Origin of the sequence: Amycolatopsis sp. NPDC098790 (assembly GCF_044759945.1) — a bacterium.
In the GTDB taxonomy this organism is placed as follows: domain Bacteria; phylum Actinomycetota; class Actinomycetes; order Mycobacteriales; family Pseudonocardiaceae; genus Amycolatopsis.
This window is the reverse complement of the sequence record NZ_JBIWAI010000006.1, coordinates 633,942-651,304: the sequence shown is the minus strand read 5'-3', so window position 1 is coordinate 651,304 and position 17,363 is coordinate 633,942. Positions and strand designations below refer to the sequence as shown.

General features: G+C 71.0%; 20 protein-coding genes. 11 read left to right on the top strand and 9 right to left on the bottom strand.

Annotation, left to right across the window (positions count from 1 at the left end; translation table 11 throughout):
* The first annotated feature begins 44 nt into the window (after window positions 1-44).
* Complete coding sequence (locus ACIQWX_RS40170) at window positions 45-458, top strand: ATP-binding protein (protein ID WP_400882799.1); 414 nt, start codon at window positions 45-47, stop codon at window positions 456-458.
* Between the two features lie 103 nt (window positions 459-561).
* Entirely contained in the window at window positions 562-717 is a 156-nt protein-coding gene (locus ACIQWX_RS40165) for a hypothetical protein (RefSeq protein ID WP_310975985.1), read from the top strand.
* 48 nt (window positions 718-765) lie between these two features.
* On the opposite strand, the gene ACIQWX_RS40160 is transcribed toward ACIQWX_RS40165, so the two are convergent.
* Window positions 766-1,089 (bottom strand): DUF6204 family protein, encoded by a 324-nt coding sequence (locus ACIQWX_RS40160; RefSeq protein WP_400882796.1) that lies wholly within the window; start codon window positions 1,087-1,089, stop codon window positions 766-768.
* 114 nt (window positions 1,090-1,203) lie between these two features.
* On the opposite strand from ACIQWX_RS40160, the gene ACIQWX_RS40155 reads away from it, so the two are divergent.
* Entirely contained in the window at window positions 1,204-1,968 is a 765-nt protein-coding gene (locus ACIQWX_RS40155; protein ID WP_400882793.1) for a DUF1206 domain-containing protein, read from the top strand.
* 7 nt (window positions 1,969-1,975) lie between these two features.
* Here the strand turns inward: ACIQWX_RS40155 and ACIQWX_RS40150 are convergent, their stop codons facing one another.
* A complete protein-coding gene (locus ACIQWX_RS40150) occupies window positions 1,976-2,662 on the bottom strand; it encodes a class I SAM-dependent methyltransferase (protein WP_400882790.1) in 687 nt (228 codons plus the stop codon).
* Window positions 2,663-2,708: 46 nt separating this feature from the next.
* Between ACIQWX_RS40150 and ACIQWX_RS40145 the strand changes: the two genes are divergently transcribed.
* The gene (locus ACIQWX_RS40145; RefSeq protein ID WP_400882787.1) at window positions 2,709-3,155 is read left to right on the top strand and encodes a MarR family transcriptional regulator; all 447 of its coding nucleotides are present in this window, start codon (window positions 2,709-2,711) and stop codon (window positions 3,153-3,155) included.
* 22 nt (window positions 3,156-3,177) lie between these two features.
* On the opposite strand, the gene ACIQWX_RS40140 is transcribed toward ACIQWX_RS40145, so the two are convergent.
* From ACIQWX_RS40140 to ACIQWX_RS40125, 4 genes are all read right to left on the bottom strand, one after another.
* Window positions 3,178-3,768: a DivIVA domain-containing protein gene (locus ACIQWX_RS40140; RefSeq protein WP_400882784.1), complete on the bottom strand. Its 591-nt coding sequence runs from the start codon at window positions 3,766-3,768 to the stop codon at window positions 3,178-3,180.
* A gap of 138 nt (window positions 3,769-3,906) precedes the next feature.
* Window positions 3,907-4,077: a hypothetical protein gene (locus ACIQWX_RS40135; protein ID WP_400882781.1), complete on the bottom strand. Its 171-nt coding sequence runs from the start codon at window positions 4,075-4,077 to the stop codon at window positions 3,907-3,909.
* Window positions 4,077-4,349 carry a hypothetical protein gene (locus tag ACIQWX_RS40130; protein ID WP_400882778.1) on the bottom strand — a complete coding sequence of 91 codons (273 nt, stop codon included), beginning with the start codon at window positions 4,347-4,349 and terminating at the stop codon, window positions 4,077-4,079. Before ACIQWX_RS40130 ends, ACIQWX_RS40135 begins: the two co-directional genes overlap by 1 nt.
* Before the next feature lie 81 nt (window positions 4,350-4,430).
* Entirely contained in the window at window positions 4,431-5,954 is a 1,524-nt protein-coding gene (locus tag ACIQWX_RS40125; protein ID WP_400882776.1) for an arabinofuranosidase catalytic domain-containing protein, read from the bottom strand.
* A 361-nt stretch (window positions 5,955-6,315) separates the two neighbouring features.
* Between ACIQWX_RS40125 and ACIQWX_RS40120 the strand changes: the two genes are divergently transcribed.
* The gene (locus ACIQWX_RS40120; RefSeq protein WP_400882773.1) at window positions 6,316-6,498 is read left to right on the top strand and encodes a YegP family protein; all 183 of its coding nucleotides are present in this window, start codon (window positions 6,316-6,318) and stop codon (window positions 6,496-6,498) included.
* Window positions 6,499-6,570: 72 nt separating this feature from the next.
* Here the strand turns inward: ACIQWX_RS40120 and ACIQWX_RS40115 are convergent, their stop codons facing one another.
* Entirely contained in the window at window positions 6,571-9,555 is a 2,985-nt protein-coding gene (locus ACIQWX_RS40115) for a family 16 glycoside hydrolase (RefSeq protein WP_400882770.1), read from the bottom strand.
* Window positions 9,556-9,811: 256 nt separating this feature from the next.
* Here ACIQWX_RS40115 and ACIQWX_RS40110 point away from each other — a divergent pair, with 256 nt between their 5' ends.
* Window positions 9,812-10,183, top strand: coding sequence for a DUF742 domain-containing protein (locus ACIQWX_RS40110; RefSeq protein ID WP_400882768.1), 372 nt, complete (start codon window positions 9,812-9,814; stop codon window positions 10,181-10,183).
* A 27-nt stretch (window positions 10,184-10,210) separates the two neighbouring features.
* Here the strand turns inward: ACIQWX_RS40110 and ACIQWX_RS40105 are convergent, their stop codons facing one another.
* A complete protein-coding gene (locus ACIQWX_RS40105; protein WP_400882765.1) occupies window positions 10,211-11,044 on the bottom strand; it encodes a DeoR/GlpR family DNA-binding transcription regulator in 834 nt (277 codons plus the stop codon).
* 183 nt (window positions 11,045-11,227) lie between these two features.
* Between ACIQWX_RS40105 and ACIQWX_RS40100 the strand changes: the two genes are divergently transcribed.
* Genes ACIQWX_RS40100 through ACIQWX_RS40080 form a run of 5 tightly spaced genes read left to right on the top strand, consistent with a single transcriptional unit; the run spans window position 11,228 to window position 16,018 of the window.
* A complete protein-coding gene (locus tag ACIQWX_RS40100) occupies window positions 11,228-12,352 on the top strand; it encodes an SIS domain-containing protein (protein ID WP_400882762.1) in 1,125 nt (374 codons plus the stop codon).
* Window positions 12,353-12,355: 3 nt separating this feature from the next.
* Window positions 12,356-13,327, top strand: a complete 972-nt coding sequence (locus ACIQWX_RS40095) for an N-acetylglucosamine kinase (RefSeq protein WP_400882759.1) — start codon at window positions 12,356-12,358, stop codon at window positions 13,325-13,327.
* A complete protein-coding gene (locus tag ACIQWX_RS40090; protein ID WP_400882756.1) occupies window positions 13,324-14,256 on the top strand; it encodes a DMT family transporter in 933 nt (310 codons plus the stop codon). The genes ACIQWX_RS40095 and ACIQWX_RS40090 overlap by 4 nt, the downstream gene beginning before the upstream one ends.
* A complete protein-coding gene (locus ACIQWX_RS40085; RefSeq protein WP_400882753.1) occupies window positions 14,253-15,194 on the top strand; it encodes a 1-phosphofructokinase family hexose kinase in 942 nt (313 codons plus the stop codon). Before ACIQWX_RS40090 ends, ACIQWX_RS40085 begins: the two co-directional genes overlap by 4 nt.
* Window positions 15,191-16,018, top strand: a complete 828-nt coding sequence (locus ACIQWX_RS40080) for a class II fructose-bisphosphate aldolase (RefSeq protein ID WP_400882750.1) — start codon at window positions 15,191-15,193, stop codon at window positions 16,016-16,018. Before ACIQWX_RS40085 ends, ACIQWX_RS40080 begins: the two co-directional genes overlap by 4 nt.
* Before the next feature lie 374 nt (window positions 16,019-16,392).
* Here the strand turns inward: ACIQWX_RS40080 and ACIQWX_RS40075 are convergent, their stop codons facing one another.
* Window positions 16,393-17,340 (bottom strand): LysR family transcriptional regulator, encoded by a 948-nt coding sequence (locus ACIQWX_RS40075; RefSeq protein WP_400882747.1) that lies wholly within the window; start codon window positions 17,338-17,340, stop codon window positions 16,393-16,395.
* Window positions 17,341-17,363: the final 23 nt, after the last annotated feature.

The following is a 17,363-nucleotide window of genomic DNA, read 5'->3' as shown; positions in this document are numbered from 1 at the left end:
ACGGGTATCCGGCCCCCGAAGACCGACGAGGAAAGCGGGGTCCGATGCCGACCAAGTACGCGCACGCGACCGGCCAGCAGGTCGAAACCCGGGTGCTGGACGTCGAGGACGATCTGGCCGAGCTGTCCTGGGTTCGCCGGTGGGCCCGCTCCGCGCTGAGCGACCTGTCCGAAGCGGACCTGACCGACACGATCATGGTGCTGGACGAGCTCGTGTCGAACGCGCTGCGGCACGGAACCCCGCCCCGGCAGGTGCGGTTGCTGCGCCGGACCGGCTGGCTGCGCATCGAAGTGGACGACTCGTGCCGCGATCCGGCGTGCCCGCGCCCGCCGTCGGAAACCGGCGGGCGGGGCCTCGCGCTGGTCGAGCACTGCACCATCGCCTGGGGGCAGGACCAGCGGCCGGCCGGGAAGACGGTCTGGGCCGAGATCGTCCCCACCGCCCGGCCGTCCGGATGAGAACGCCTGTTTGACCGGCGGGACGGGCGGGTAACTCCGCGCTCGACACGAGCCGCCACCCGCTCCGGGGTGGCGGCTCCCCCGGAAAAGGAGCTCCCCCACCGTGATCGTCCTCGGCGTCATCCTGATCATCATCGGCTTCCTCATCGGCATCCCGGTGCTCTACACGATCGGCACCGTGCTCGCCGTCGCGGGCGTCGTCCTCGCGATCCTCGGCGGAACCGGCCGCAAGATCGGCGGCCGCGCACACTGGTACTGAGCCGGGTGCGGGGCCGGGACCCCCGGGTTCCGGCCCCTCGCAAACGGCTCAGCGGCGCGTGGTCCGGACGTCGTCCAGGCAGGTCGAGCTGACCGTGATGTCGCGGTACGGATACCCTTCGCGCTCCAGCAGGTCCATCGCCCGCAGTTCGGCGTCCTCGTGCGCCCGCTGCTCGGCGCCTTCGCCCGCGGCGACGTCGATCCGGACGCGGAAGCTGAACCCGCCCAGGTGCCGGCTGTAGGTCAGCTTTCCCGTTTCACCGAACGACAAGTCGGCCAGGTCACCGTCGCTCGCGTTGGCCAGGAGCTTCTCGCGGACGGCACCGGCGGGCCGGTCGAACTTGCCACGGACGAGAACGCGGTAGGTCGGCATGGGCGTCAGGATAGTGACGCCGGTTCCGCGGACGAACCCGTTTTTTCGCGGGGCACCGACGAAAGTCGCAGCGGAGCCTGGTCAACCGGGCCGGGATGAACCAGTATCCCTCGGGTGCCCGACTTCAGAGGTTTCACCCTGATCGCCCGAATCGGCCTGACCTGCTACGCCTTCGTGCACCTGGTCGTCGCGTGGCTGGCGGCGCAGGTGGCCCTCGGCGACAACGAGAAGGCCGACAAGGCGGGCGCCCTGCAGATCGTCGCCGCGGGCGGCGGCGCGTGGCTGCTCTGGCTGATCGCCGCCGGCACCGGCCTGCTCGCGCTGTGGCAGCTCACCGAGGCGATCACGGGCCACCGGCACGCGGCACCCCGCCGGCGGTGGGTGCGGCGGGCGACCAGCGGGGTCGAGGTCGTCCTGTACGGCCTCGTCGCCTACAGCGCCGGCAAGATCGCGACCGGCGGCTCCGGCAAAGCGGGTTCGGTGGTGGCCACGGTCCTGGCCCAGCCCTGGGGAGCCGCCGCGGTGATCACGGCCGGCGGCGCCGTGATCGCGGTCGCGGGCTTCCTCGCCTACCGCGGGATCAAGAAGAAGTTCGTCCACGACCTCGACTTCGGCGGGACGTCCCGGACGATCCGGCGGTCGACCGAGCGGCTGGGGCAGGTGGGCTGGTGCGCCATGGCGGTCACCTACGGCACCGTGGGCGCGATGTTCATCGTCGCCGCCGTCGACTACGACCCCGCCAAAGCCGGCGGCCTGGACCCCGCGCTCAAGACGCTCGCGGTCCAGCCCTACGGACAGGCCCTGCTGCTGGCGCTGGCCGCCGGCATCGCCGTCTTCGGCGTGTTCGCGTTGCTCGAAAGCCGGTACCGCAAGATCTGAGGGCTCGTCAGGACAGGTGCGCCGACAGCAGCCAGGCGGGTACCGACTTGCGGCCGTTGCCCTCGTCCCGGACGTCACGGCCGGCGAAGCCCGCGAAGTCGGGGAAGTCCTCGGGGACGTCGGCGTGGATGCGGGCCGGCCGGATCTCGTCGATCGTCCAGTACGCGCCCACCACCTCCCGCAGTTCCGCCGCCGAGACCGGGTTGACCTTCCCCGACGGCACGGTCGCGCTGTCGAAGACCAGCACGAAGTAGGACGCGCCGGGCGCCGCGGCGCGCACGATCGATTCCTGGTACCCCCGGCGCAGCCCGACCGGGATCGAGTGGAACAGGGTGCTGTCGACGACGGTGCCGAACCGGCCGTCGTAGCCGGTGAACGTACTGATGTCGGCGACCGCGAAGCCGGCGTTGCCCAAGCCGCGGCGGGCGGCTTCCGCACGCGCGAGCTCGATCGCGGCGGGCGACCGGTCCAGCCCCACGGTCGTGAAACCCTGCTCGGCGAGGTGGAGCGCCGTCGCGCCTTCACCACAGCCGGCGTCGAGGACCTCGCCGTGGACCACGCCCGCGTCGATGAGCGCGGCGATCTCGGGTTGCGGTTCGCCGATGCTCCACGGCGGCCGCAGGCCCGGCCCCATCTCGGGAGCCTGGCCACGGTAGGCGGATTCGAACAACGCGTCGCTCGATGAGCTCGTCATGCACCCCAGAGTGTCAACCAGGTTGATATATGTCAACATGGTTGACATGGACGGTCTCCGGGACGAGCCCCTCGGCTACCTGCTGCACCGGGTCACCGCGGCCTTGCGCGCCGAGGTCGCCGCCACCGTGCTGGGGCCGGCGGAGCTGGCGGCACCCGAGTACCTCTGCCTACGGATGCTGTCGCAGGCGCCGAAGTCCAACGCCCAGCTGGCCCGCGAGGCCCAGGTGTCGCCCCAGGCGATGAACAAGGTGGTTCGCGAGCTGCAGGACCGCGGCCTGGTGACGCGGCCGGCCACGGTGTCGTCCGGCAGGTCCTTGCCGGCCACGTTGACGCGCGAAGGCGCGACCCTGCTCGCGCGCCTCGACCCCGAGGTGGCCGAGGCCGAGGACCGGGTCCTGGCCAAGCTCGGCGAGCGGGATCGGCGCGAGCTCCGGAGGCTCCTCGTCGCCGCCGGCCAGGTGGTGTCCCGGCGGCCGGAACACCACCCGTGACGCGAACACGGCCCGGTCACGGTCACGCCGGGGAAGGCACGGGGTCCGCGGTCTCCGGCTCGGCCGGGCTCTCCCCACCGGCATCGGCGTCGGGGTCGGTGTCGCCGCCGAACCGCTCACGCAGTTCCTCGACGACGTCGACGATCCGGCCCAGCTGGTCCAGCACCGCCCGGTGGGTGGCCCGGATGGCGGCGGCTTCGTCCTCCGCGCGGGAAATGACGAGCTGGGCGTCCCGCTGCGCGGCGCGGTCGGTCTCCGCGGCGGCGCTTTCCGCCTCGGCGACGGTTTTCTCCGCGGCCGCCAGCAGTGCCTCACTCTCCTTGCGCGCCTGGTCCTTGATCTCCGCGGCCTCGGTTTTCGCGACCTGGAGGATCTTTTCGATCCGCTTGCCCAGCCCGGCGGCACCGTCCGGTTCCGGCGCCCGCGGGGCGGGCACCTGCGCCTTGGCCAGCCTGCGCTCCGCGACCCGCCGCGCTTTCTCGTGCCGGTCCACCCGCTTCTCCGCGATCCGCACGTACTCGTCCACCTGACGGCGGTCGTAACCCCGCAGGACCATCGGGAACCGGACGTCGGGCTCCGGCGCTGCCTCGGGTTCGGAAACCGTGTTCTCCATGCCCCGAGTGTCGGCAAGTTCGCGATGACCGGCAATCCGAAAACACCGATCGGTGCGCCAAGAGCACTTTCGGTGGAATCATTCGTTCTGCCCGGCGGAAAAGGGCGAAGAGACCCGCATTCACCCGATGGTGACGTTTTATTTCCCGCTCTCCTGGCCGGGCTCGGTCCGGGACGCCGACTCATCAGCCAATCCGGCTACCCACGCGGCCCGGTCGGCGTCGCGGCGTTCGGTGTAGGCGCGGAAAGCGTCCGGATCGACGATTGCCGACACCCGCACCACGATCTCGCCGAGGTGCCCGGCGAACATCAGCTGCCCGGCCGGGCCGCCGGTGACCTGGGTGAGGCCCAGCAGCCCCGCCCACGCCCGCGCCAGGCCGGCCGGATCGCCGCCCCCTCGTCGGCCTCGCCGCTCACCATGACGTGCGGCCGGAGGTACGACGTCGGCCCGAGCTGCGTGCTGACCTGCATCGGGGCCAGCTTCCACCGCAGCGGCGCCAGGTCCCGCCCGAGCGCGTTCAACCCGGCGGTCACGGCTTCGTCGAGCACGAGCTCCAGCGAGAACGAGGTCGGAGACGTCATGGGCTTCCCTTCGGACCGGCGCGGCCGCTTCCGACGGTAGCCCTGGCACCCCCGTGGTGCCAGGGCCCGATCAGCCGGCGCCTACGACGAGAACGACCAGAGCTGGCAGGTGTTGTTCAGCCACATCCACATCTGTGTCTTCGTGCCGTTGGCCGTGCCGCAGTTCTGGTCGTCGAGGACCATGCCGCTGTTCTCCACCACCAGCTCGTAGCGGCCGTTGCCGGCGGGGATCACCGCCCACTGCTGGCACTTGTTGCCGAGCGACTGCCAGAGATCCGTGGCGGTGCCGAGCGCCAGGCCGCAGTTGACCGCGTCGAGCACCTTGCCCGAGTTGACGTTGGTGATGGTCCACTTGTTCGCACCGACGTTCGTGAAGCGCCACTGCTGGCAGGCGTTGTTCAGGTTCTGCCACACCTGGACCGCGGTGCCGTTGGCGGTGCCGCAGTTCGCCGCGTCGAGCACCTTGCCCGCCGCCAGGTTCGTCAGGCGGTAGGCCGCGCCGTCGACCGGGAACGTGACGCTCTTGGCGTAGCCCACCGAGACGATGTTCGCCTGCACCGAGTTCTCCGTGGCGTCCGACGGGTAACCCGAGGTCATCACGCCTTCGAAGAACGAGCCGACCGAGCCGTTGCTGTTGTCGCCGCCGATGCCGAGGATGATGGCGCCCTGCTTGGTCATCGGCTGGTAGCCGCCCTGCGTCGGCAGGGATCCGTTCCACCGGGTCGAGAGGCCGCCGGACTGGGCGTTGCCGTCCTTGATCGCGTACGTCGAGGTGCCGTTGTTCTTGGTCACCGCCGTGACGAACGCGCTGCTGCGACCGGTGTTCGCGGTGTTCGAGCCGTTCCCGCCGGCGAACAGGCCGTTCTCCAGGTCGGCCATCACCTTCGGGGCCGAGCCGCTGCACGGGGAGAACCAGCACAGGGTGCCGAAGTAGATGGCGTCCATGTCACCGTTGCCGGTGTCGTTGTTGCTGGTTTCGGCGTTGCCGTAGTCGAAGCAGCAGCGGTCGTTGAAGTGGGTGCCCTCGGTGACCATGTACATGCCCTCGGGTGCGCTGCCGGTGGCGACGCCGTTGGTGTTGTTGTTGCGGTAGCCGTTGCCGGCCGAGATGTAGACGCCGTACACCTTGTGGCCGCCCGCGGTCACCGGCAGGGCCGCGGCGTTCGCGCCCTGGTCGGCGGTGGGGTTGGCGCCGCCGCCGGGTGCGATGGTCAGGTCGTTGTGGCGCGAGGTCTGGTCGTAGATCCGCACGATCGTGCAGTACGTGCCCGAGCAGAACGAGTCCTGCGTCGCGGCGTTCGCGTAGCCGCCGGCGCTGAGCACGCCGATGTTGGCGGTGGCGCCGTCGGACCAGCGGCGCACCTGGTAGAGCGACCCGCCGTAGGAGCCGAACAGCGCGCGGGTGGTGCTGTGCGCGGCGACGCAGGGCGTGCCACCGGAGGCGTAGATGTCGCACGGCCCGGTGCCGGCAGCCGTCGCCGTACCCGTCGCGACGGTCAGCGCCGCGCCGGTGAGCAGAGCGGCGGCTCCGGCCGCGAGCACCTTTCGCCAGCGGCTGCGGAGAAACCGGAAACCCCTTGCCGTGACGTTCGCGTGAGTGTTCATGCACCGCCTCCTTGCGAGCAGACCACCGGAAAACACAGACAGCACGATAACGGCCCCGGACAGTGGCGACAAGGAGTTCTTGTTATCGCTAACAGTCCATGTTCAGGCGATGAGCCCGACGATCCGGGCTGAACATCCCGTAGAACTGGGCAAACGTGAGGCCGGCTCCGAGCGCGCGAGCAGGTAAATCGCCGTCGAATGTTCGCGCTAACACCACCGGCGGCCGATGCCTCCCCGACTCCGCACCGGCCCCCGGACGCCCGATGGACGAATCGATCTGCCGCAAAATGGCGGAGCCTTCTCCTGCCTTTTGGCGTTAACGTCGACTGACACCGAACGATCGCGGGACAAGGAGGTCACCGTGGCCGGAAAGTTCGAGGTCTACCAGGACAAGGCCGGTAAGTACCGCTTCCGCCTCAAAGCCGGCAACGGCGAAGTGGTCGCCACCGGCGAAGCCTACGAAAGCAAGTCGAGCGCCCAGGCCGGCTGCGAAGCCGTGCAACGAGCCGCCGCGGGGGCGTCGATCGTCGAAGCGGATTCCTGATCCGGCACCGAAGCCGCGAAGGAGATCGAACCGGACGGCGGGACTCGCCGAACGAGCCCCGCCGGCCGGTGGTCAGCCGATCGGTTCGATCCAGATGGTGCGGAACCTCGGGTTCTCGCCGGCATCGCCGTGGTCCTGCAGCCGGATCGCGCCGAGCCCGGCACCCTCCGGGTCACCGCCCCCGGTCGAGCCGGTGATGGCGACGTCGTTGTGGACGGTCACGCCGTTCCAGACGACGGTCACCCGGGCGTTGTCGGTCTTGGCCCCGGCGCTGTCGAACCGCGCCGCGCGGAACGTGATGTCGTAGGTCTGCCACGTCAGCGGCGCGGTGGCGGCGTTGACGTCCGGCGCCTTCTGCGAGTAGATCGCGCCGGCTTCGTCGTTGGCGGGACTGGTGTCGCCGTAGGAGTCGAGCACCTGCAGCTCGTACCGGTCCTGCAGGTAGACGCCGCTGTTCCCGCGTGCCTGCCCGGTCACCTCCGGCGGGTAGTTCGGCTCGTACCACTCGACGTGCAGCTTGAAGTCGCCGAACTTCTGCCGCGTCCGGATGTCGCCACCCAGGGCCTCCATCGAGCCGCCGGCGACCGGCCACGGGGCCGCGCCCCCGGAACGCAGTTCCCAGGCGTCCATTGTGGACCCGGTGAACAGCTGGACGCGGGTGGCCGCGGTGACGGTGATGTTGTCGAGGTTGACGTTGCCGGCGTCGCCGCTGTCGAACCGGTAGGAGATCGAGTTCGCGCCTGCGGCGAGCGGCAGCGCTTCGGGTTGCAGCGCCCAGCTGTCCCACGTGGTCGTGCTGGCCAGCCGCGTCTGCCGGACCTTGTTGCCGTTGACGTAGACGCTCACCGACTTGGTGCCGGCGCTGGGGTTCGGGCCGTTCGAGTACCGCAGGCCGACGTTGTAGGACCCGGCCGCCGGCACGTTCACCGCGAACGTCGTGGCGGCGCCGGCGTTCCAGTACCCGTCGACGAACCCGGTGGCCTGGTAACCCGCGTGGTCGGTGTTGACGCTCGCGCCGCCGGTCAGGGTCGCCCGCTCCGCTTCGTAGGTCACGCTCGCCGGCGCTCCGCCCGGGATCGAGTTCAGGGTGTACCACGCTTCCGTGCTCCACAACGCGGCACCGGATTCCGACGTGAACGGCCGCGGCGACCGCACGTGCACGATCCGGCCGGCCTGGAGGCCGGCGATCTGCAGGGTGACCTTCTTGCGGTCGGCCGAAACCGTCGCGCCGGTCACGGAAAGCGCCTGTTCGTCCACTTTGGGGCCGCCGTAAGCGGCGGTCGGCACGTACCGCCATTGGGAGGCCTGGTACTTCCCGCTCAGGTTCTGCACGGTCGCGGCGGACAACGGCTGCGTGTACTCGATTTCGAAGCCGCCCGCGACAGCTCGCATGGCGAGGGTGTCGAAAGCGTTGGTGCCGTTGGGAGTCAGCTTCTGCAGGCCGTAGGCGAGCTTGCCCGGCTGGCCCCAGTTGCCGCCGCCGTCGATGCCGCCGGTGTAGATGGCGCCGTCGGGGCCGAGGCTGATCCGGCTCACGCCGGACTCGAGGCCCTGGGTCATCCGGAACACCGCGCCCTGGTACTCGCCGTTGACCTTCTCCAGGTAGACCCGCTGCAGGCCGCCGTAGGTCACGTCGCCGTAGACGAGCTGGCCGGCGAAGGTGCCCTGGGTCAGCTGGACCGGGTTGCTGGGCGAGTTGGCGATTTCGTTGTGCGGCAACCACACCACCGGCGCGGTCACCGGCTGCGCGTCGAACGGGCCCGCCGGGTTCGTGTAGTGGTTGAAGAACCGGTTCTGCTTGACGCGCACCAGCTTGTTCGCGGGCAGCCAGCCGCCCTGGTTGTCGGTCACGAAGATGTCGCCTTCGGGACCCCAGCCGATGCCGTGCGGGGTGCGCAGGCCGCCGGCGATGGTGGAGACGGCGCCGGTGTTCTTGTCGACCTTGATGGTGACACCGCGGCCCGGCGCGGGCTGCGGGTTGGTGGTCGCACCGCCCTGGTCGATCGCCACCGACAGGTTGACGTAGAAGAACCCGTCCTTGTACAGCAGGCCGAACGCGAACTCGTGGAAGTTGCCGCCGAACGGCCACGTCGCCACCGTGCGGTAGACGTCGGTCACGCCGTCGCCGGTGGTGTCGGTCAGTTCGACGAGCCGCGTCTTCTCCGACACGTACAGCTTTCCGTCGACGTACTTGATGCCCATCGGTTCTTTGAGGCCACTGGCGATCCGCTGCGTCTGCACCCGCGACGGATCCGTGGTGCCGGTGGCGCCGGTGATCAGGTGGACCTCACCGGCGGTGTTGTTCGAACCACCCCAGGTCGCGATGGCGAGCCGGCCGTCCGGCAGCCAGTCCATGCCGGTCACCTGCGGCTGGAACCCGTTGGGGCGCAGGTTGGTCAGCGTGTAGCCGGGGTGGACGCCGGTCAGCGGGAGGCCGTCGCCAGGCGAGTCGGTGGTGCCTTCGCATTCCTTCTTCCCCGGTGACGTCACCCGGACGACGCCGGCATCGGTGCTGAGCACGGAGTTGGGCACGACCGTGAAGGCCGACGAGCCGGGCGGCTGCCATTCGAGCAGGAGCTGCTGTTCGCCGGCGTTGTCGAAGTGCTCGATCCGCAGCGCGTGGTAGCCGGTGCCCAGCTGGACCGAGCCGGTCACCGCGGCCGAGCCGTGCAGCCCGTCGTTGGTGATCACCGGCTGCCCGTCGATGCTCAGCCGGGAACCGTCGTCACTGGTCAGCCGGAATTGGTGGGCGCCGGCGGTCGCGACGCTGATGTTCCCGGTCACCTCGGACACGAAGAAGTCGCCGACACCGAAGTCGGCGGTGCCGCTCCAGTTGACCGTCGGCATCAGCTTGTCGACGTTGGGGGTCAACCCGGGCTTGATGGTGCACAGCTTGTTCAGCTCGGTTTGCATGTCGAACACCCGAAGGGTCACACCCGGCTCTTGAGGCGGCACGGCGGCGTGAGCGGGCACGGCGATGACCGCTGACAAGGCTGTGAACAGGGCTGTTGTTATCAGAAGCGCTCGGCGGCAGCGTTCGCGGACGGCAAGAAGCATCGTTGCTCCCCGGGGAAGAGCCAGGGTCTCTACCTGACGCTCGGTGAGCGTAGGGAGGACTTTTGCACGAAGTCAACGAAAGTATGTCTGATTTGAGCGAAATTACGCCGTCCAGACGCACAAGTCGAGTGCGGCCTGGCGGCATCGGGAAGCCGGGCGCCGACCGTAACCAGCCCCTACCCGTTCGGTCGATTGCCGACGATCGGCCGACCGGCGAATGATTTCGAGCAGTCGACAGTTTCAGTGAGGAGCCGAAGTGGAGCCGGCGTTAGGGCTCGACCCGGACACGGCAGATCTTGTCCGTCCGTACTTCCGCACCCATGGACGTACGCGGCCCACGCGCACGCTCCCCGTCGAAACACTCATCGCGGCCACCGAACTGGGCCGGGCTCCCGAGCACGGCTGTTCCCGGGAAGAGGCCGCGATCTGCCTCCTGTGCCGCTCGTCGCAGTCCGTCGCGGAAATCGCCGCGTACCGGCGGATTCCCCTGGGCGTCGCCCGGGTCCTGGTGTCCGACCTCGCCGACCGCGGCCTGGTGGCGATCCAGGACACTCAGCCGACGACCGGCGATCGACCCAGCATCGACTTCATGGAGCGGGTTCTTCGCGGTCTGCACGCGATGGCGTAGCCACTCCCGCCGCGACGACGGCCGTCGTCAGTCCACAAGGGATCGCCTGGTGTCCGGTGTGGACACTTCGACGACCGTCACCCGCACCCCTGCCGCCCGGATCGCCGCCACGCTGCCCGCGTCGGCCGACGAATCCGTGATCAGCTCGTCGACCTCGGTCACGTCCCCGATGCGCGCCAGTGTGCGCCGGCCCAGCTTGCTGCCGTCCGCGATGACGACCACCCGTTGCGCGCGGCCGAGCATCGCGCGGTTCGTCCTCGCTTCGTTTTCGTCGTGGGTCGTGATGCCGCCCGCGGCGTCGATGCCGTCGACCCCGAGGAACGCCGTGCCGATGTTGATCGACGCCAGCACCTGTTCCGCCCACGGCCCGACGAGCTCGTAGGACCGCGGGCGCGAGACGCCGCCGACCACGACGAGCTTCACCCGGGGCCGCAGCACGATCTCCATGGCCGTGTTCAGCGCGTTGGTCACGACCGTGAGGTCCGCCCGGTCGGGCAGTTCCTTCGCCAGTTCGCCCGTCGTCGTGCCGCCGGTCAGCGCGATCACGTGCGGACCCGCGGGCAGCCCGCGGACCGCCTGCCGGGCGATCGCCCGTTTCGCGTCCCTCGACCGGCCTTCCCGGTAGCGGACCGGCAGCTCGGCGGCCGCCCCCTGGGCCAGCGCGCCGCCGTGGGTCCGGGTCAGCAGCCGCTGCTCCTCCAACGCCGTCAGGTCCCGCCGCAGCGTCGCCTCGGAGACGCCGAACCGGCGCGCGAGCTCACCGACGCGCAGGCGGCCCGTTTCGCCCAGTTCGCGCACCATCTCCGCCATCCGCTCGGACCGGGACGCGCGCTCCCGGGGCCGCACACCAGCAAGGCTCATATCTGCACACTATACGACAGTTTCGAGCACTTTCACGCATCGATCCGACAACTCACCAGCGACAACGCCGCAAACGAACATCCGCGATGCTCGTTTGCGCGCCAACTCTTGCTCACCGGACACGCCACGACGTACCAAGAGCGGAGCCGGCCCGGAGCCGGCCCCGACCGAAAGGTGATGTGGGTGTCAGTGCACCAAGAACGACCGGGGCACCGGCAGCAGCCGGGCGAAAGCCGCACCGCCGGGGAGATCCGGCAGCAACCCGGCACGTGGCCCGAGGTGGCGCGGACCGTCGCCGCCGTGCGCGCCGACATCGACCGCCTGCTCGGCGACGCGCTCGTCGACCCGCGGACCCGGATCGTCCTGACCGGCGCCGGAACCTCGGCCTACATCGGGGAAGTCGTGGCCCCCGACCTCGCCCGGCACCTCGGCCGGCCGGTCGAACCGATCGCGACGACGGACATCGTCGCCGACCCGCACGCCGCGGTCGCCGGCGACCGGCCGGTGCTGCTGGTGTCCTTCGCCCGCAGCGGCGACAGCCCCGAGTCGACGGCGGCGGCCGAACTGCTGCAGCGGCTGACCCCCGCGCTGCACCACATCGTCATCACCTGCAACGCCGCCGGCGCGCTCGCCCGCCGCTGGGCCGACGCCAAGAACGCCGTCGTGCTGACGCTCCCCGACCGGTTGAACGACCGCGGCTTCGCCATGACGTCGTCGTTCACCGGGATGACCCTGGCCGCCCTGCTCGCCCTCGGCCTCGAGGTCGACGTGGACGCCGCGGCCAGGGCGGCGGAAGACGTCCTGCGCACCGCGGCCGGCCGGGCGGAAGCGGTCGCCGCCACCGATCCGGCCCGGCTGGTCTACCTCGGCTCCGGCGCGTTCAAGGGACTGGCCCGCGAGGCCGCGCTGAAGTGCCTCGAACTCACCGCCGGCGCGGTCGTCGCGGTCGCCGACACCCCGCTGGGCTTCCGGCACGGGCCCAAGTCGGTCCTCGACGACCGGACCGTCGCCGTCGTCTTCCCCTCCGGCGATCCCTACACCCGCCGCTACGACGACGACATCGCGCGCGAACTGGTCGAATCCTTGGGCCCGGACCGGGTGCTGATGATCGGCGCCGATGCGTGGCCGATTCCCGGGATCTCGGACCTGCCCGACGCGCTGCGGGCCATCGTGGCGGCCATCCCGGCGCAGTCGATCGCCTTGGCGTGCTCGCTCGCCCACGGCCTGACCCCCGACAACCCGTTCCCCGGCGGTCAGGTCAACCGCGTGGTCCGCGGGGTCGTCATCCACGAGTTCCCGGAGGGCTGAGCCGTGTTCCTCGGTGTGGACGGCGGCGGGACGAAGACCGCCTACTGCCTGCTCGACGCGCGGGGCCGCGTCGTCGCGGAAGCCCGCACGGCCGGCATCTACTACCTGGTCCAGGGCATCGGCATCGTCGAACCGTTGCTGCGCCGGGGAATCGGCGAGGTCTGCGCCACCGCGGGCATCGACGTCGGCGAGATCGTCCACGCCTTCTTCGGCATCCCTTGCTACGGCGAGATTTCCGCCGACGTGCCGGTGCTCGACGCGCTCCCCCGCCGGATCCTCGGCGAGGTCGGGTACGCGTGCGGCAACGACATGATCTGCGGCTGGGCGGCCTCCCTCGGCGGCGCGGACGGGATCAACGTCGTCGCGGGCACCGGGTCCATCGCCTACGGGGAACGCCGGGGACGGCAGTGGCGGGCCGGCGGCTGGAGCGAGCTGTTCGGCGACGAGGGCTCCGGCTACTGGGTGGCGGTCCAGGGGCTCGGCGCGTTCTCGCGGATGAGCGACGGGCGCCAGCCGGCGAGCGCGCTGGCCGAAGAGATGCGCCGGACCCTCGGGGTGACCACCGACCTCGACGCCATCGACATCGTCATGAACCGGTGGCACGGGGACCGCGGGAAGATCGCGGACCTCAGCAAGGTCGTCACCCGCGCCGCGGAAGCGGGCGACCCCACGGCGGCCGTGATCCTCGGCCGCGCCGGGCGCGAGCTCGCTCTGCACGTCGAAGCCGGGGCCGTCGCGCTGGGGTTCGAGCCGGGCGAGACCGTGCCGGTTTCCTACTCCGGCGGCATGTTCGGCTCGGCGCACCTCCTGGGCTCCTTCCGCGAAGCGCTCGAGCACGGCAGCCACGGCTACGAGCTGCGCGAGCCGCTGCTGCCCCCGCACGTCGGCGCGGCGGTGTACGCCGCCCGGCTGGCGGGCCGGCCCATCCCGCTCGACCGGATTTCCGCCGTCCCCACCTTGGAGGGGTTGTCATGAGCGCATCGAAGCGCCGCGCCGCCTGGATTCCCTACGCCGGCCTGCTGGTCCTGTTCTGGGGTGTGTGGGGCGCGTTCTCCAGCCTGCCCACCTCCCGCTACGGCTACCCCGACCCGATGGTCTACGTCATCTGGTCGATCACCATGCTGATCCCCGCGTACTTTTCGTTGCGGGGACAGAAGATCGACCGCCGTCCGATCGCCGCGGTCTACGGGCTCCTCATCGGACTGACCGGCGCCGGCGGGCAGCTGGTGCTCTTCAAGGCGCTCACCATCGGACCGGCCTACATCATCTTCCCGATCGTGGCGCTGTCCCCGGCGATCACCGTCCTGATGGCGTTCGCAGCCCTGCGGGAACGGCTCACCGCGCTCAGCTGGACCGGCGTCGCGCTCGCCTTGGTCGCCATCGTCCTGTTCTCGGTGTCGTCGGGCGACTCGCAGGAGACCAGCGGAACGTACCTGTGGCTGGCGATCCTGGTCTGCATCGCCTGGGGCGTGCAGGCGTACTTCATGCGCAAGGCCGCGGTCGTCGGGGTCAACGACGCGACGACGTTCGGGTGGATGACCGTCAGCGGGCTCCTGCTGATCCCGGTCGCGCTGATCATGATGGGCGGGCTCCCGCTGGCGTTCCCGTGGCAGGCGCCCGCGTTGACCGCGATCACGCAGCTGCTCAACGCCGTGGGCGCGCTGTTCCTCGTGATGGCGATGAGCCGGGGCAAGGCCACGATCGTCGCGCCGATCACCAACGCGCTCGCCCCCGTGCTGACCATCGTGCTCTCGCTGATCGTCTTCCAGACCTTGCCGAGCGGGTTCCAGATCGGCGGCATCGTGCTTGCCCTCGTGGGCTCCTCGCTCATGGTGTACAGCACGGAAAAGAGCGGCGAAGAGCCCGTTGCCGCGCCGGCCGACCGGCGGGAAGCCGCGTCGTGATCCTCACCGTCACCCTGAACCCCGCGATCGACGTCACCTACCGGGTGGCCGGGCTGGCGGTCGGCGAAACCGTCCGGGTGGCGGACGTGCGCAGCCGCGCCGGCGGCAAGGGCGTGAACGTCGCCGCGGTGGTCCGGCAGCTGGGCAGCGAAAGCGTCGTGCTGGCGTTGACCGGACGGGACGAGCCGGACGAGTTCCGGGCCGGTCTCGACCGGCTCGGTCTGGCGCACCGGCTTGTTCCCGCGTTGCCCGCGGTGCGCCGGACCGTGGCGGTGGTGGAGGACGACGGCGTCACGACGAGCCTGCAGGAGCGCGGCCCGGCCGTGGCGGCCGGAACCCGGGACGAGGTCGTGGCCGCCTTCCGCGCCGAGCTGGCCGCCGGGGTTGACGCGGTGGTCGTCTCCGGAAGCGTGCCGCCCGGGCTCGGCGACGAGGTGCCCGCCCGGCTGGTGGAACTCTGTGCCGAGTCCGGCATCCCGGTGATCGCCGACGTCTCCGGCGCGGCCCTGCGCGCCGCGGTTCCGGTGGGAGCGGTGCTCCTGCCCAACCGCGACGAGCTGGCCGAGCTGGCGGGAAAGCGCCTTCACGAGCCCGGCGAGATCGCCGCGGCCGGGCGGCGGCTGGTCCGCGACGGCGCCGCCGCCGTGGTCGCCACGCTCGGCGAAGAGGGTGTGCTCGCGGTGACCGCGGACCACGAATTCCTGGTCCGGCCGGTCGAAAAGGTCGTCGGCAACCCGACCGGCGCCGGCGACGCGGCCGCCGCCGCGCTGGCCCGCCACCTGGCCCGCCCCGGTCTGTCCGAAGTGGACTGGCCGGCCGCGCTGGCCGACGTCGTCGCGACGTCGGCCGCCGCTGTCCTGCGCCCCGTCGCGGGCGAAGTCGATCTCGAGGCGCGAGCCGGCTGGCTCGACGCGCTCGCCGTGAAGGAGACCGCGTGAACACCGACGCCAAGACCCTCTTCGCCGGCCCGCACGGGGCGGTCGGGGCGTTCAACGCGATCCTGCTGGAGCACGCGGAGGCGATCGTGGCGGGCGCCGAGCAGGCCGGTATCCCGGTCATCCTGCAGATCTCCCAGAACGCCGTGCGCTACCACGGCTCGCTCGACCCGTTCGGCACCGCGTGCCTGAGCATGGCCGGCGCGGCCGCGGTGCCGGTCCTGGTGCACCTCGACCACGTCGAGGACGAAACCCTGGTCGAGCAAGGCCTCGCGCTGGGCATCCGGTCCATCATGTTCGACGCGGCGAAGTCGGCCTACGCGGAGAACGTGACACGGACCCGGGCGGTCACCGAGCGGTGCCACGCCGCGGGGTGCTGGGTGGAGGCGGAGCTCGGCGAGATCGGCGGCAAGGACGGCGCGCACGCCCCGGGAGTCCGCACCGACCCGGCCGAAGCGGCCGCGTTCGTCGCGGCGACCGGCGTCGACTCCCTCGCGGTGGCCGTCGGATCGTCCCACGCGATGGCCGGCCGCGACGCGGTCCTGGACGACGAGCTGATCGCCCGGCTCGCCGAAGCGGTGCCAGTACCGTTGGTCCTGCACGGTTCGTCCGGAGTCCCCGACGACGGCGTCCGGCGCGCGGTCGAGCACGGCATCCGCAAGGTCAACATCGGCACGCGGCTCAACCAGGTGTTGACGGGAGCGGTCCGCGCGACGCTCGCCGAGAGGGAGAGCCTGACCGACCCGCGCCGGTACCTGTCCCCCGGCCGCGACCGGATGCGCGACGAGGTAGCGAGGCTGTTGACCCTCCTGGCCGGCGCGCGCTGAGGCTCCTATCGGATGTCGCCGCGGCAAAGCGCACGCCGCTCTTCCCGCACCGACTCCGCCTTGAACCGCGACAGCGCTACGCGCTCGGAGCACCGGCGGCCGCCGACGTCGACCAGCACCCCGCCGGCCGTCCACACCGACCCACTGAGGTTTCCTCGAACAGCTGAGCCAGCCGGACGGAAGAAGGGAGCGGCGGCTGCGCATCGCGCAGCCGCGGCACCGCTCTCACCAAGGCCGGTGCGCCGGGAAAACGGCTCCGGAGGCAGGCCGGCCAGCCATGACGGTCGGTCCGGGTGCACCGCGTGGGTCTTGCCGCACTGCGGACCCGCGCGGAGAACCCGAGATCAGCCCGATGCCGTGGCCACCGACCGGGTTCAGCTCCAGATCGTCACGTAGACCGGCGGCCGGAAGCGCGACGGCGGCACCCCGCTCCCCGGCGCCCGCATCACCTGCATCGCCGCCGGCATTCCCAAGAAATGCCGCAACGAATTGGCCGCCCCCGAACGGCGGTCCGTCGGCAACGTCGTCACGTGCCAGCACACCGACTTCGGCGTCCCGCGCGTCGGCACCACCGCCAGCTCCTTGCGGCGCAGTTGCGGGGCCACCAAGTGCTCCAACGCCACCGACACCCCCGAGCCGCTCGCCGCGGCCGACCAGGCCGCCGTCTGGTTCGGGAAGATCTGGATGCCCTCCTCCGCGACGCCCAGCCTGCGCAGCAGGCGTCCCGTGTCGCTGCCCGGGTCGGCGCCCGCCGGGTCGAGCAGCCACGGCCAGTGCGCCGGGCCGCCCTGGTGCCTGCTGTGCGGCGACCCCACCACCACGAGCGAACCCCGGAAGACCGGCGTGCAGTCGAGTCCCTCCGCCGCGTCGCCGGCGAGCTCCGGGCCCAGGGCCACGTCGGCCAGCCGGTTGGCGATCAGGACCGGCAGCTCCGTCGTGCGGGCCACCCCGGCCGACGCGTCGATCGCGTTGCCCGCGCGCCTGCTGAACGCCTCCAGCAACGGGTTCGCCACGAACTCCGCGATCTCGCTGGTCACCGCGAGCTGCAACCGCGCCGCCACGCCGTTGGCCTGGCGGACGGCCGCGTCCGCCTCCGCGCCGAGCGCCACCATCTGGGACGCGATCGGCAGCAGCCGGCTGCCGCCCGCGGTCAGCGTCATCCCGCCCGAGCGCTTGATCAGGAGCTTGTCGCCGTGGTGCAGGCGCAGTGCGGCCAGTGCCTGGGACACCGCGGGCTCGCTCACGCCGAGGGCCTTCGCCGCGTCCGTGACCGAGCCGAGCCGGGCCACCAGGACGAACGCGTTGAGCTGACCCAGTGTCATGGTCCCAGGTTCTCCGTCGAGCC